The sequence below is a fragment of the Comamonas odontotermitis genome (genome assembly GCF_020080045.1).
Classification (GTDB): Bacteria; Pseudomonadota; Gammaproteobacteria; order Burkholderiales; family Burkholderiaceae_C; genus Comamonas; species Comamonas odontotermitis.
In genome coordinates, this window is record NZ_CP083451.1 from 2,774,009 (window position 1) to 2,789,038 (window position 15,030).

11 protein-coding genes and 3 pseudogenes are annotated in these 15,030 nt (G+C 58.0%); 2 read left to right on the top strand and 12 right to left on the bottom strand.

The genetic code is table 11. From position 1 onward, the window contains the following. Positions 1-67 precede the first annotated feature (67 nt). The 5 genes and pseudogenes from LAD35_RS12880 to LAD35_RS12900 all read right to left on the bottom strand — a co-directional run bounded on the left by LAD35_RS12880 (position 68) and on the right by LAD35_RS12900 (position 4,606). Positions 68-427 carry a hypothetical protein gene (locus LAD35_RS12880; RefSeq protein WP_224149452.1) on the bottom strand — a complete coding sequence of 120 codons (360 nt, stop codon included), beginning with the start codon at positions 425-427 and terminating at the stop codon, positions 68-70. A gap of 316 nt (positions 428-743) precedes the next feature. Beyond that, entirely contained in the window at positions 744-1,883 is a 1,140-nt protein-coding gene (locus LAD35_RS12885; RefSeq protein ID WP_224149453.1) for a recombination directionality factor, read from the bottom strand. Between the two features lie 135 nt (positions 1,884-2,018). Next, positions 2,019-3,032: a YqaJ viral recombinase family nuclease gene (locus LAD35_RS12890; RefSeq protein WP_224149454.1), complete on the bottom strand. Its 1,014-nt coding sequence runs from the start codon at positions 3,030-3,032 to the stop codon at positions 2,019-2,021. A gap of 238 nt (positions 3,033-3,270) precedes the next feature. Next, positions 3,271-4,267: pseudogene (locus LAD35_RS12895) on the bottom strand (DUF932 domain-containing protein). Positions 4,268-4,282: 15 nt separating this feature from the next. After that, on the bottom strand, positions 4,283-4,606 hold the full coding sequence (locus LAD35_RS12900; RefSeq protein ID WP_224149455.1) for a DUF3482 domain-containing protein: 324 nt from the start codon (positions 4,604-4,606) through the stop codon (positions 4,283-4,285). Positions 4,607-4,958: 352 nt separating this feature from the next. On the opposite strand from LAD35_RS12900, the gene LAD35_RS12905 reads away from it, so the two are divergent. Next, positions 4,959-6,593 carry a hypothetical protein gene (locus tag LAD35_RS12905; protein WP_224149456.1) on the top strand — a complete coding sequence of 545 codons (1,635 nt, stop codon included), beginning with the start codon at positions 4,959-4,961 and terminating at the stop codon, positions 6,591-6,593. A 111-nt stretch (positions 6,594-6,704) separates the two neighbouring features. Here the strand turns inward: LAD35_RS12905 and LAD35_RS12910 are convergent. Then, a pseudogene (locus LAD35_RS12910) lies at positions 6,705-6,983 on the bottom strand (tyrosine-type recombinase/integrase); the annotation flags it as partial. Here LAD35_RS12910 and LAD35_RS12915 point away from each other — a divergent pair. Further along, positions 6,969-7,761, top strand: a pseudogene (locus LAD35_RS12915) (IS3 family transposase); the annotation flags it as partial. The pseudogenes LAD35_RS12910 and LAD35_RS12915 sit on opposite strands and share 15 nt — an antisense overlap. Before the next feature lie 204 nt (positions 7,762-7,965). On the opposite strand, the gene LAD35_RS12920 reads toward LAD35_RS12915, so the two are convergent. The 6 genes from LAD35_RS12920 to LAD35_RS12945 are packed head-to-tail and all read right to left on the bottom strand — an operon-like array spanning position 7,966 to position 15,005. Beyond that, entirely contained in the window at positions 7,966-9,240 is a 1,275-nt protein-coding gene (locus tag LAD35_RS12920) for a cytochrome P450 (RefSeq protein WP_224149457.1), read from the bottom strand. A gap of 30 nt (positions 9,241-9,270) precedes the next feature. Then, positions 9,271-9,495 carry an acyl carrier protein gene (locus LAD35_RS12925; RefSeq protein ID WP_224149458.1) on the bottom strand — a complete coding sequence of 75 codons (225 nt, stop codon included), beginning with the start codon at positions 9,493-9,495 and terminating at the stop codon, positions 9,271-9,273. A 12-nt stretch (positions 9,496-9,507) separates the two neighbouring features. Further along, positions 9,508-11,325 (bottom strand): AMP-binding protein, encoded by a 1,818-nt coding sequence (locus tag LAD35_RS12930; RefSeq protein ID WP_317986746.1) that lies wholly within the window; start codon positions 11,323-11,325, stop codon positions 9,508-9,510. After that, positions 11,219-11,884: a hypothetical protein gene (locus tag LAD35_RS12935; RefSeq protein WP_224149459.1), complete on the bottom strand. Its 666-nt coding sequence runs from the start codon at positions 11,882-11,884 to the stop codon at positions 11,219-11,221. Before LAD35_RS12935 ends, LAD35_RS12930 begins: the two co-directional genes overlap by 107 nt. Beyond that, positions 11,881-12,666: a SapC family protein gene (locus LAD35_RS12940; RefSeq protein WP_224149460.1), complete on the bottom strand. Its 786-nt coding sequence runs from the start codon at positions 12,664-12,666 to the stop codon at positions 11,881-11,883. Before LAD35_RS12940 ends, LAD35_RS12935 begins: the two co-directional genes overlap by 4 nt. A 20-nt stretch (positions 12,667-12,686) precedes the next feature. Then, entirely contained in the window at positions 12,687-15,005 is a 2,319-nt protein-coding gene (locus LAD35_RS12945; RefSeq protein ID WP_224149461.1) for an IPTL-CTERM sorting domain-containing protein, read from the bottom strand. Positions 15,006-15,030 lie beyond the last annotated feature (25 nt).

Below are 15,030 nucleotides of genomic sequence, written 5' to 3' on the forward strand. Positions count from 1 at the left end.
CCGCCAAAGAAAAAAGAGAATCAGAAAGGATGAACCCGGCGCTAGCCGGGTTCATCCTTTTCTTTTCTCACGTCGCATGTTGCGAATGCTTGGGCACGATGGTCACAACCTCCGCACATCGGCCTTGCAAGCGCACTCCGTCCACGGAGCAGAGAATGCATTGCCCAAGTGCATCCCATGACACGCGAGCACCAAACCCGCTGCCCCACGGCGCGCTCCATGCATGGCTGACGACCAGTGCCGCCCTGATGGCATGGCTTGACCGAGGCTTGCTTCCATCTACCGTTTCAGGCAGCGCCTGCGTCTCCACACCCACCACCCAGACCCAGCTGACGGAGTCCTCCAACTGGCCATATTGCCTGCGATGCAATACCAGCTTGAGCAGTGCGCAGCCACCATGCTCCAGAACAGTTCCTAGACAGTTCATCGACTCGGTTCCGATGGCATTGAAACTCCGGATCTCGCATCCCGGAAACAGTGCGATCCACCCATGGTGGTCATCTATGGGTGAGCTCAATGACCGAGAGACAGCAATGCCGCGAAGAGGCCGTTGCGTCATCACTGCCGCACTGCGCCTCAGGCACCATTCCAGTCCTTCCGGATCCGATACCCTGCCGCGATCTGTATCTGGAAACATGTAGCTCCAGCGCCTGCGCCCCGATGGGCTGACCACCCGGTATTCACACGGGCCATCAAACCGGATGCCATGCATGTAGCGGTGGATGAGTCCCTTGTCTGCAGAGTCAGCCATGTTGCCTGCCCCCCCCTCTTTCGGGTTGACGCATCTCCTGCATATGCATCCCCTGCCCCGTGGGCTCTGCTGCCTGCGGATAGAACTCCTGCACGATCTCCGTCGCCTCCTGCTCCAGTTCCTCAAACAGGCCCAGCGCATAACCATCTCTCGCAGCTTGCTCCAGCGCTTCCTGGTCGTGGCCGACCTTCTGCGCATATTCCGCAGCCTGCGCTGCCTGGCTGATGGCTGCGTCGAGCGGCATGCCATTGCGGATACCCAGGTCCACGTAGTAGATGGGTGTACGGTGCGACATGGCCGTGGACTTGGCGCGCAGGCGCAGCTCCAGTGGGAGATATGCCAGCAATCCACCACTGGCCGCTTGCAGGTATTGCATACGGGTCATCAAGGTGCGCAGGGAGTTGATCCCGGTGGTGCGCAGCACAAAGGTGCTCATGGCGTCTGCCTGGTTGTCCGGATGGTCAATGCGCATGTGGAATCGGCCAAACGGTTTGCACCCGCCTTCAATGGCGAGCGCGCACAGGTCCGGGCCTTCGCAGGGGCGTGCCTCAACGCCCTTGGCGGTCATGCGTTTGCAGGTCTGTCCATCTCCCACACAGAGGGGCCGGGCTGTGGCCCGGTCGAACAAGGTGTAGTTAGCCCGCAGGTTCAGCGCCGGGTCGGTAAAGAGCAAACGGATGGGGATGCTGCGCAGCTTGGGTCTGGCAGCGTGGGCATTGGCTGGAGCATCGTTCCCGGCTGGATTGACAGCCTCCGCTATCGTTTTCTGCGCCGGGTTGACGCCCTGCTCGCCATCTCCCTTCGTGGTCCGCGATGAATTTGCCGTCCTCGCCCGCCTGGCAAGCTTGTCCTGCAAGGTCTGCTTCGGTTGTTGCGCTGCACCTTCGAATTCTGGCGGTAGTGTCTGCAACTCTGTCACTTCCACGCCTGTTGTCATCAATGCTCGGTCGGTGATCTCTGCGCGCAGGATGGCATCCATCGGATGCAGCACCCAGCCCCTGCGGCTTTGGACCTGGGTGGTGATGGTGAATTCGTCATCTTTCTCCGGCAATCGCTTGCCATTGCGTTCGATGACCTTGCCGATGGAGATGCGCCCAACCACAGGGGGCGTCATCATCAGTCCTTTGATCATGGTGTTTCTCCAGAAATGCAAAAGCCCCTTGCTCCAAAGAAGAGGCAAGGGGCGAATGGGTTGAATTGCTGACCGCTGATTGGCGATCGGATATTGGTGGCCAGTGATTACGGGGCGTTGAGCTGAACTGCAAGCTCAGCCCGACTCCTGCAGCAGGAACCGCCGTGATCCGGCTTTGGCGCTCGTATAGGCCTTGGCCAGGTCCGGATGGTCTTTCTCGAATGCAATGGTGTTGAAGGCCTTGCCATCCTTGGAGCGTTTCCAGCTCACCGAGCCGCCGGGGAAGTTCGCGTACGATGCCGCCCCCATGCGCTGCTGGATCTGGTGTTTCAGCAATGCCTCCTGAGCTTCCCAGTCCTGCAGGAGCTTTCGAACGTGAAGCAGTTTGTTGAATGCGCTGCAAGCACTCCCGTCCTCGGACAGGTCCACGGTGTCGCCACTGTCCTGTGAATACAGGCTGCGTAGCGCGGTTGCTGTACTGTCCGACGCATCGGCTTCAGGCGGCTGCCCGGATTGCACCCTCTCCCAGAACTGCGCCTCCAGGGCCATCAATTGGGTGATCATGGTCTCGTCGCGCTCGATCCGATGGATTTGCAACTCCTGTCCGCAGATCAGGACAGCCACATCGGCTGCCTGCTTGCCCGTCACTGCCAGTTGGTGCATGACCTGCAGTTGGATGTATTCCGGAACGCCCTCTCTCCAGAGCCTGGCGCCATTGATACCTGCAGTCTTGCATTCCAGGATCTGGACATCAGAAGCTCCCACCACCTCCCGGTCGATATTGGCAAGCATCCAGGGAATCTGGGGATGGCCCAGGACCGCATTGACCCGGCGCACCTTGTTGCCAGTGCGTTTGGTGTAGTGGGCGGCGACGATGGGTTCGAGCAAAGTGCCCCAATACATGAGGCTGGTCTCGTCGTTGGGGTCTGTTGCAGGCAAGAGATGGCCTTTGCCGGTCTTGTGCATCCATAGCTCGAGTTGGGACTGGTAGGGATTGAGCCCTACGGCAGCGGCCGCATCTGAGCTGCCGATGCCTTGGCGGCGCACATCCAGCCAGGTCTCACGCGGCATGTCCCGGGTGGAAACCAGGCGCAGCGCGGGGCGTCTGGACTGTGAGGGTGGTGCAGGTATTGAAACAGGTGTCGGCATGGTGCCTCCAGTGAAATGGGTTAAAGAAATAGACAAAGAAACAGGCAAGGAAAGACCCATACAGGGGACTGCCTTCCTTCTCCAGTCCCCTCCCTCAAAATCTCGAAAGCCCAAAGCACAAAGCCCTCACTGCAGTGGTGAGGGCCTATGCCGTTGAAACGCTTTAAATGAGAACGAAAGGGGCAGAGGAAGAAGACCGAGGGCCGAAGGGCGAAGGACGCGCCGCAAGCCCGTGGATTCAAGCCACCAGTTGCAAGGCATGCTCCAGTGCCCGCTGCTTGACCGCAGCCCCCACACCGAACCAGGCACTATCCAGTCGGTTGTCCTGGCTGCGGGCCCGGCGTTCGTGGTCCACGTACTCGGTGATGGAACAGAGCAAGCCCCAGGCCGTGCCCTGGGCTGCGGACAAGGTGGCACCGCGCCCATGGCCGTCAAAGAGCATCTGCGCCTTCTGCAAGGCCCGCTCATTGGTCAAACCTGTGGACTGCCCTGCTCCGCCGATACCGGGTTTGTCCGATGTGCACAGCACCTTCAGGAAGAAGTTCATGGCCTCGTGGCTCTTGACCTTGCGTTCTGCCAGGGTGCGCATCTGGTACATGAAGGAATCCCATTGGCCGACGGCAATGCCCAATTGGCGCTTGACGGCCTGGGCATCGAAACGGGTGGAGTGGGAGACCTTCACGGCATTGGTTGCTCCCTGCAGGGCAATCGCCAGGGTGTTGTTGCAAACTACCCGCACGGTGGTGGGCATGGCGACCGTGGCCAGGGTGCCATCACAGGATGGTTGCCAAGAGCAGGTAACCGTTGACGACGTCATCGCCCTTGAGGGCCGCTGATTTGCCAGTCCGGGCCAAGGCCCAGAACTTGCGACCTGCCTTGAGCACACCGGCCGTCTCGAGCTCATAACCCGCGACCTCCGTAAGATCCCGGTAGAACTCCAGCACATCCCGTGGCTGCACCACCTGGTAGCGGTTGCTGACGACCGACAGCAGTGCCTTGGTGTCACTGCGGTAGAGCACCTTCTGGTCCGGGAACTCCATGGGCTCGGCATACATGGCAGAAGACGCTTCCGAGCTGTCAGCCGCCAGATAGCGCACGGGCGTTTCGAGGATCTGCCACTGCATGCCTGCGGCCTGCGCCCAGACATCGAGGGACTGTTTGCGAGGCAGATTGTTGCCCAGTTGGTGCCAGGGGGTCTGACCTGCATAGGCCATGGTTTCAACGAGATGGGACATGGTGATCTCCTTGCATCAAGCCTTGAACGAATTGCCACAGCTTTGGCACTCGTAGTTGTCCAGATAGGTCTCGTCGATCTGCTCGCCGATACGACCACCGACTTCGTGACCCACGGTGCCGCCGAGCACACCACCGATGATGGCGCCGAGCAGGGAACCGAGGACGCCACCTACGGGGCCAGCAACGAACCCAACAGATGCACCGGTCGTGGCGCCTTGCATGGCGCCGGCAATGCCCGTGGCCGTACCAGCGGCAGAGCCAACACGCTGGCCCAGTTCCTTGGCGACGCCCTTGGCGCGCACATTCAGAGAGTGGCAATGGGGACATTGGATAGACATAGAAACTCCTGACGTAAAGAAAAGCGCCCCGGGCTCGAAAGCCAGGGGCGCTGAATAGATGGAAGATAGACGAAATCAATGCGAAAAAGCTCGCTTCGCAGCAAACCGCTACCGCATCACGTCAGGGATATATGACTGAAAAGATTTGGGATCGTAAGGATGAGCTACCGCTTCAGGCTGATCTGCGTAATTCGCGCCCAGGTTTCTGAGCGACAGCAATCACCAGCACCAGCCGTTGGGTGCGCTGCTTCATCCTCAAGACCGGTCGCCCGATTGCGTGGATCGTCGTGCCTCTAGACGAAGGACCGCTTCCGCGTGCCCCGACAGGCTTGTGTCGACCCATAGCAGACACTTGGGTTATAAAAAGACTTCAATCTATACTGATAAAAAATCGGGAGAGAAAATGCAAATCTCAAGTGGAATTCGTTTTTTACGCTCCGCTATCGTAGTCTCGTTAGCAGTTTTTTCTTGCACCGCCAGTTGGGCAGCTCGCGACTTCACTCCACAAGCTGGCACCTGGGTCGTCTCCGAAGAGCTGGACGGCAAACCCGGTCGCGGCCTGGCCATTGATGTGCAAGGCAATACCCTCTTCATGCAAGTGTTTGGCTACGAGAAGAATGGCGATGCGACGTTCTACACCGCAACGGGTCAGATGAAGGGCAACACTGTCACGGCGCCGTTGATGCAGTACCAAGGCGGGCGCAGCTTTGGTGGAGACGCACGGGATGCTGTGGAACTAGGATCGCCGGGCAACGTGACGGTGAGTTTTGCCAACGGACTGCAGGGTACGGTGCAGTTTCCGGGAGAGGGGCCTGTAGCAATGGAGCGATTCATTGCAATGAGCGAACAGTTCGTGGTTGGTGAGTTATCCCCTCGAAAGGTAGGACGTCAGCTGAAATTGGTTGGCTTGGACGAGGCCGGGCAACCGGCAATTGCCTGGGATGCCATGTTAGGACGTGAGAATTTGGGTCTGTTCCAGATAACCGGAAAACCCAGTAGCCGGCGATTGGAATGCTCAGAACTCCCCCAACTGGAGGCCTACATCTGCCAAGGGCAAGAGCCTGAGGACGGAAGCGCCTGGGTTGCTTCGGCACAACTGCGTGTTGTAGGCATTGATATACAAGGCCAGATCGAGATGCGTGAAGGTGAAACCAGCCGCCGCTATGCGTTGATAGGTATGGGAATCTCCGCCGGGGGAGCTGGCATACCGGAATGCCTTCAATACCAGCAGATCTATGTGCAAACCGGGCCACGATACTGCAGCGGCCCTCCGGTTATTACGCCGTCCAACGGCACCTGGATCATCACAGATGAGCTGTCGGGTAAACCAGGGCGCGGTATAGCCGTGGATGTGCAGAACGGCCTGGCAATTGCCCAGGTCTTTAATTACCTGGCTGATGGTCGCTCTAGCTTCCACATGGGTAGTAACGACTATGCAGGCATTACCACTACGATGGCGCTTACTCGGTATGCGGATGGCCGCTATTTTGGTGGGCCACAGCGCTCGGCTCGAGCGGTAGAGCCAGTGGGTGAAATGCAATTGCAGTTTGCCGAACTCAATCAGCAGCGCCTGGATGCAAACCGCGTGGCTGGCACGGTGCAGCTCCCTGGGGAGCTGCCCCAACGCATGCAGCGCCTAGCGCTGGAGCCCGAGACCAGTAGCCACCAAGGCTTGCTAGGCCAATGGATGCTGCTTTTTTTAGGCCCGGATCACACCAAACCATCATGGCAGGAAACCCGCTTCATTACGCTAAGCCGCGATCTTGGGGATGCGGCGGCCAGTGAAGACGGCTCAGTGCAATGCAAACGCCAATCTCTGGAAGGGCACTGGCTTCAGGGAGTAGTCTGTGAATGGTGGCGGAACGACCGCTCCGAGTTGTGGAAGAGCAGCTTCGCGCAGCAAACCAATAACCGTAGCGCAAGCGCCATGCAGATCCGCGACCGCCACGGCAATCTACTGGGCTTGGGCGACATCCCCCTAGATTGAGACTTAAGACAGCTCTTGGCCGGGAGCGTGAGCGAAGCCGGGTGCCAGACAGCAGCCTGTCGTGTCCTGCAGCCACAGCGCTCGGGCCGGGGCTGCAGGACCTTCACTATGTCAGATTTCCGTCTGCTCGGAGATCTCAAGGGCCTCATCTACCTCAATGCCGAGATACCTCACGGTCGATTCCAGCTTGGAGTGTCCCAGGAGCAGTTGCACGGCACGCAGGTTTTTGGTGCGCCGATAGATCAGCGTCGCCTTGGTCCTTCGTATCGAGTGCGTCCCATAGTCGGCGCGGTCCAGACCGAGTTCATCGACCCAGTGGCCGAGGATCCGTGCGTATTGCCGCGTACCAAGGTGTGGTGAGCCGTGAAGCCGACTCGGGAAGAGGAAGTCTACCATCGGTCCCGCACAGCGGTCGGCGACAAGTACCTTGTGGTGCCGCCAGTCCTTTACCGAGATCTTTGAGTCCAACCACCGCTGCTACGGCTACCGCAGGCTGCAAGCCTCTGTGGCCAGAGAGCAAGGCCCGATCTCCGAGAAAGTGGTGCAGCGGCTGATGAAGCAAGAGAATCTGGTCGTCGCAAAGCCTAAGCGGCGCAGGTTCGCGTCCTACCTCGGCGAGATCAGCCCGGCACCAGATAACATCATCAACCGTGACTTCCAGGCGGCCACCCCAAATGAAAAGTGGCTCACGGACATTACAGAATTCCAGATTCCAGCAGGCAAGGTGTACCTGTCACCCATCATCGATTGCTTCGACGGCATGGTGGTGAGCTGGACCATTGGAACGAGCCCGGACGCAGAGCTGGTCAACTCAATGCTGGATGCAGCTATTGAGACAGAGGCAGACACAACCGATCGTCCAGTGGTCCACTCTGATCGTGGTGGCCACTACCGTTGGCCAGGCTGGCTCTCTAGGATGAGCGAGGCGAACCTCACCCGCTCGATGTCTCGCAAGGCCTGCTCTCCTGACAACGCGGCTTGCGAAGGCTTCTTCGGCCGCCTCAAGAACGAGTTGTTCTATCCTCGGGACTGGAAGGGCACGACCATCGAGCAGTTCATTGAGGTGGTCGACTCGTACATCCGCTGGTACAACGAGAAGCGGATCAAGATATCCCTTGGCTCTCTCAGCCCTGTTGAATACCGGGCGAGCCTTGGACTTGCGGCGTAAACCAGTCCAAGTTTTTATCCGCATCCCCACTGGGTCATTTCTGTGTGGAAATCAACAGTCTGTTCCTCGTTTCAAGCACCTGGATCGTCTTGGCAGACAGGCCAGTCAAAAGTTAATGACCAGCGCTTGCATTGACGGGAAGTCCCTGTAATGCAACAAAGCCCTCCCTCTCTATTGATGAAATAGTGAATAATTTTTCTCAATTCATTTTCTGACAGACGAGGTAATACGATGGCCTCCCTTCCTCCGCATTTGGCCTACCCATTCACACTCTATAGGTAGATTCTCGGACAATCCGAAATGCAATTCAGCGATCAGAAAACTCAATATGGTCGTCAATTCCAGCAGGGCAAAGCTCCGCCCCCCACATACTCTCGCGCCCCATGTGAAACTAGAGTTGATGCCGGTTCCCATTCCCACGCCCTCGCGCGCTGCAGCATCGATATCCGGAACCCACGGATCCGGTCGTGCCATCGCCTTACGGTTCACTCCGATGAGGGAGACGATCACGACATCGCGCGCATGCACGTCGATGTTTGATAGGCGGTCATCAGCCTTCGCCACGCGGGTCACGAAGGGCAACGGCGAATGCAAGCGCAGCAATTCAGAGATAAAGGCCTTCAAGTCCTGATCGGCAAGGATTGCCCTGCAACGCTCAGTACCATCAGGCAAGGACGTATGGATGGCTCGCTGCCCCGTGTGCAGACGCTCCTGCAATTCAGGGTAGCTCGCCAGCAAATGCAACGCCCAACCAGTGGAGTTCGAAGCAGTGTCGGCCCCGGCGACGAAAAGTGTCGTCATTTCCTTTTCAAACCGGAAGTCATACCCTGGCACTGCCTCGGCCGCCAGCATCCTGCGCATCATGGCGCTGTCGTAGGCATTTCCGTCGCGCAGGCATTGCATGCTGCCAAAAACCTGCCGACGTGATTCGAGGATCTGTCGGATATGGTCCTTGGTGTGTGCATCCTGGCCTTGCCCGCGATGGATGCAGGTGTACTTGGATGCAAGCTCGATCAATCGCGAAGGGCCATCATGCGCTATGGGTATTTTGTCGAGCTCCACGTCCAGGAACATCTCGGTGAAAATGGACAAGATACAGTGATGAATCACATCCTCATCCAGTAGAGGCACCTTGGTGTTGGCCGCAAGAAGGCCGGCCATTCGCCGCGTCTGCTTGGCGCTGATCGCGTAACCTCGGTCATGGTCGTATCGACTGAACGAGGGCTGCGACAGCTCTGAACGAAAGCGCCACTGATCTCCATCCTCGGTCAACCGCGACTGTCCTCCCACCTGGGCAAACCATTGCAGATTCTTAGGATAATTGGCGAGGCGCTTGCGCAGCACGATATCAGCATCGTCGAGGTCCTGCACGACTACTACCCGGAGACCGTCATGGATCACCTCGGCGTTCCGGCCGGGCTCCTCACGCGCCAATTCGTACATACGGGCCCAGAAATCATCGGAAAACGGCTGGCTCATGGGTAGCGCCTACTCCTGTCATTCCATCGCTCACAGCAACTTTGCAAGGTCACCCACCGTCCGGAGATCGAACATGTGCATGGGTTCGATAAGCTTTCCAGTCTCGGTTTCGATAGCGACAATGATCATCTCAAACGACAGACTGTCGATGTTTTTTAGCTGTGCTATTTCGCTATCCACATGGATGTCGCTCTGTGGAATCAGCAGGGTTTCTGCAATCAGCCGACGGGTGATTTCTAAGGAATCTTGGCTCATAGTTCGTAATCTTCAGTGAAACAATGCTGGCAACTTCATAATCGTCCCGTTTAAGAATTGTTCGCGCGTAGCAGCTCGGGCTTTTTTCCCAGACGAGGTCCGCTCAATACTGCCATTGGTGACCACATGCACTACAGGAATAGCACCCAACAAACTTGCAGCCCTCGAAGCGATGGCCTCATGCGCATTTTGCTGAGCAGATTGGCGCACGGCCTTCTCGTGCACCAGCAGAAACAGGTCTGATTCCGGCGGTGCCTCCTGATCCTGGAACAACAAAATATCGTCCACCTGTGAGTTAAGAATCTCCGCAACGGCCTGCTCGACGTCCTGTGGCCAGACGTTCCTACCTCGCACGATCATGACGTCCTTGCGGCGGCCAGTGATGAACAAGTCTCCATCTACGCTGAGAAAACCTACATCACCCGTGGCAACTCCATCGGCGGGCTCCACGAGTTGCAGATGGCCCTGCTCGAAGGTGCCAGACATCTGTGCAGAGCCGCGGACCACGACATCACCCATGGCGCCGTGAGGAAGCGACTCACCATGTGCATCTCGCACCAACACTTCCCAGCTAGGCAGGGGCTTGCCGCAATTGACGAATTCCCGAGCTACATCGCCCTTCCCAGCCTCTGCATATGTCACCAGGCCCGCATAGTCCACAAGGAAATGTCTGTGTGCCTGAGCCCACGGAAGATCGCACACAGTTACGGCGAGAGTCGCTTCCGCGAGTCCGTAGCTGGGCCTGAACGCATCGGAATGAAAGCCTGCTTTGGCATACCGGAGAGCAAAGGCCTGCAATTGAGACGGGATGATCCGGTCCCCCCCGACTCCAGCAACGCGTAAGAACTGCAAATTGAGGGAAGCATCATCCTCGACGGCAGAGCGACTGGCCGCGAGCGCGTATCCGAAAGCGGGGGCATAGGTGATGGTGCTGGCCCGGCGCCCCATCAGTCGCGGCCAAAGATATGGCCTGCGCACGAAAGCTGACGGGGCAAGGTAATCCACACAGACCTGAGCGCATAGTGGTGCCAGCAGCATGCCAACCAGCCCCATGTCGTGATAGAAAGGCAACCACGAGAATGCCCGGTCGGATGTGTGCAACTGCATGCCGGCACGCAGAATGTCGTCAATATTTATCATCAACGCACGATGGGAAATAGCGATTCCCTTGGGTTGCGCCGTAGATCCCGAGGAAAACTGCACGTAAGCAATGTCACGTGGAGACGGCGCTACAGATGGAAATTCATATATCTGATCAGTGAGCCCCTCAATGGCTTCAATTGCCGCCTCATACGCTAGACATGGAAAGAGTGTCTGCAGGGCATCCATCTTCAACAATGCAAGCATCGACTGAGGTGCCATCAAAAGCGACATGCCAGCCGCATCCAGCATACCCTGCAGCACCCGTTGGTAGCGCGCGTTGCCTTGCAGCGCAAATGGCAAAGGGAGCGGGCACGGTATCCAGCCCAGAAGCTGACAGGCCAAGAAATGCGCTATGAAGTCCGGTCCAGTCTGTGCAATGAGACCAATCCTCGCACCCGCCGGCAAGGGCTTGCTGCGCCGCAAATATTCTGCCAACTGCCGGGCCATCTGCCATAGCCGTGCATAGCTAAGGAACACATGCTGCTGACCGACTCCATCGAAGAAAGTCATGCCCCGATCGGGAAAGCATGCCGCGTACGCGGCGGCCTCCTGCAGGCTTGCGAATCCGCCAATTAGTCGATCAGGCATCGGATGCATGGCTTGCCGAAGCGATGCCTTCTGGACGCCGAAGCGGGCGTTTAGGCGGACGTAGTGCTGGATCCTTGAAGCATGCAATGGCGAGCACATCCAGGCGCTTGCCATTCACGCCAAGGCACTCCTGCCGCAAGAGGGCCTCTGGTACGAAGTGCTCGTTGTTGGCCAAGGCAAAAAGTACCCTGCGGTTGCTAGCCAGCACACGCGCGGAAATCTTCTCGATGTCGGAGCGAGAGAACATCTCGTCGAACAGTGGCTCCGAGACCTCCCATAATATCTGCCGTGCCATCTGCGTATGAGGCGCCATGCCCATGGTGAGCGTGGCCACGCGGTGCGTGCGATTGACCGAAAAATTGTAGAACCCCTGGAGGTTTTGGCTGCGCTTGTCCAGCACACCGATAAAGTAATTGTCCAGATTGTTGAAGCTGGCAACAAAGGCCCTGAGCCCTTCCACGGAAAAATGCAGCGCGGGCAGGTTGAGGCCCTGCAGCATCAGCGCGTCGTCGAACCATCGCGCAAATCCGGGCGTCACATCGGCTGCCGTGAGACTGCGCACCACGAAGTTGCTGGTTTCCACGCGCACCGGACCGCCCTGCAGCGCTTTCTGCACAGGTTGCATGGGTTGCTGCAGTGAGATTGAGAATGCACTCATGCAGGCTCCGTCTGTGTCAGCGGTGATGACGTCTGCTGCTGATGCAGCGCTAGCAGGTGCTGCCAATTGTGCGTCATCGACCATTGGTGCACCGCGATTAGCGCCGCGTAGCCCTGCCGCACCCAGTCGGCAAGTGTGGCATCGGGTAGCCGGTGGTAAGCATCCATGTCCACCACACGAAAGCCGCCGAGTTCGTAGTACTGCCCAGGCGCAAGTTCGATGTGTGCCTGTCGTTGCACCAGCAAGCGTTCACGCTCCAGGGCCGCCATGAAGCGCTGCGTCATCTGCTCATCCTGCAGACACTGTCGGCAGAAGTTCACGATCTCGCCGAGCGCAGTGTTGGGCTGCCCCCGGAAGTCGAATAAAGGCCGTGCCGTGGCATCGCACTCGAGGGGCACAATTTTTTCCGCATACGGATCGAAGAAAAAGCTGGCACTACGCCCCTCGTCGTCCACACGCATCCAGAACGGATAGCGGCGTAAATAGCCCGGGATATAGGTCTCGGGCAACCACTGGCCATCGGCATCCACGAATAGGTTTTGCCCCTCCACCAATGCAGTCACCGCCACGGGAATTCCTGCGCTCACCGCAGGCCCGAAAACGATCGGATAGCTGCGCGCGGCCAATGCGAATTCGCTAATCCCCAGGGGCACGGCATTCGCTTTGGCCACTGCACTGAAATTCGACACGCCTCGCACGCCAAAGCCCCAGTGTCGCTTGGGCTCCAGCGACTGCAGCCCGCGATAGAACATAGGGAGAGATGGCATGGAAAGCGTGTTCATGTACCTTTACCTGCCAGGGGTCAAGCCTGTTCGCGCCGACGGCCCATAAATCCCGCTGCAGCCACCATCAGGCCCACGAGTGCTCCCAGTCCTGCGGCACCCAGCGTGGGGACCGGCGTCACATTGTCCGGGTTGGTGCCGCCATTCCCTCCAGTGCTGCCGACCTTGATCAAATTGTTGTGCATCGTGAGCGTCTGTGACCCGCCGACCGGCATGGGGGTGCCCGCAGGGCCGTAGGCAGGCGCTTCCCACTTGTATCCTGTCACACTAGGCATGGCCGTGCCTTGGACAACGGAGCACTGACTACCGGCCGCGACGGTGATGGGGCTTGACGTGCCCGTATTGTTGGTCACCGTGATGTTGCCACTGTATTGGTAGCTGGGTGTCGTGCAATTCAGCGTGAAGGGAATGTTGCCGCTAAATGCTGGGGTACCTCCCGGGGGAGTCACCGTCTGCTGGATGACGATCGTCCCCGGAGTTTCAGTGGATTTGAGATACCAGTTGCCATTGCCCGCCCTCACCAATTGATACTGGTATCCACCTTGGGCAATGGGACCGCCATCAAGCACAAATGTGCCTGCACCGCTAGCTGCCGACGCGTCCACGACGAGAATGCCGTCACAACCACTGGTTGCTGCACCGGGTCCGTTCGCATTGCTGATCTTTAGCCGGGTCTCACCTGAAATGGCACCGGTGATGACCAGCTTGTCACTCGCGCTACCGCAAGCACCTAGCACCGTGTCGAGCATTACGGTTCCGCCACCGCTCCAGTTACTCGCCTTGCTCATATCGCTGGTACTCTGGCCGTTGTCGGTCAGCTGCAAGATGCCGTTGGCACTCAAAGTCACCTGGTTCAAGGTCTGATCCGTGCCGCCTTGCATCAAGGTTCCGCCCGTCACCGTGAAGGACTGTGCATTGCTCAGTACATCGTTTGCCGGCAATACCAAGGTGCCACCTCGAACCTCTACCGGGCCCGTAAAGGCCAGCTGATCGCTGGGGTGCTCGATAGCAGGAGCGCAACCGCTGTTCACAGGAAAAGCAGGTAGCGGGCTTGGCTGTGCCATGCTCGTCGTACCAGCTTGCTGCACCAATTGCCCCATCCCTTTCAATGGAACATTGAAGCTGAGATTTCCGGTGTGGTTCAAGTACAGCCCACTCACGGAGTCAGACAGAAATATGAGCGAAGCATCAATGCTGCCGGGTGCCGTAGGGGTTGAGGTCTCGGAGCCGTAATAGACCGACCCGCCTCCTTCAACATTGACAGGTCCGATACCGTAGGTCCCGTACGTAAGCGGAATGCCGCCACCATACCCTCCTTGAAAATTCCAGATTTGTGCAGTCCCGACCTTGACCGAAGCTTGCTCACCTGCCACCAGTTTTCCATTACCGCCGATCTGAATCTTCCCAATGTGATAGTCGTGAATATCAAGCTGCGAGCTCTGCGACTGGCTTGTGTCCATGACATAGTTGCCATTCACGAACAGATCCGCACCAACGCCGCTTAGTTTGACCAAACCCACACCTGAACCGCCAATTTGTAATGACGCCGGCGCTTGTGCTGCATTCCGACAAGCCGAGGATACCGCCCCATGGCTTACCGAAACCTTACCAGCGCCCAATACGTCCAGGTTGCCCTGCCCGCCTGCGGATCCCACCGCCAAACCATTGGAAAAGTGTGCAATGTTACGAGCGCCAGCCGCAGGGTCGTGCAAAGTGACGACACCAATGCCCCCGTCTTTGCCAATAAAGCCACGCGTCAATGCAGAGAAAGTTGGGTCGGCCTCGGAGCCATCAGCAGCCCCCAGCTTGCCTCCGTGAAGAATATCGACCTTTCCAATGCCCCCACTTACTCCAATAGCGAGACTGGGAACGCTATCGATCGTGTCCGAAGGGTTCGCCGGAGAGTACGCATAAGCCAGCCCTGCACCATCCAGATTCAATGTTCCTTTACCCCCCTGACCTCGGCCAACAACTCCATTCCGTGGAACCTGTAAGAATCCAACCAGATTAGGGTCATCGCCGGTGAGCGGATTGGAGACAATACCCGCACCTTTTGCAGTCAAGACACCCGTACCCTCTGTTCCGACACCCAGCCCTGCGGAAGTGATAAAAACTCGCGGGTATACCTGAGGATTCAGGGGCTGAACCATTAAGTCAATATCTACCGCACCGACTCCTCCTTGATCGCCAACACGCACCAATGGCTCCAAACCGCCGAGTGCGCTGTAAATTGACATATTCAATCGGTCCTGCGCAGGATCGACTTTGACGCCAAGGCTGCCCGTGGTACCGCTGCCATTTCCTACCAGCAACTCACCGCTGAAGTTGAGCCAGTTCATGGCCGCAGAACCTTCCAGGAGCGGT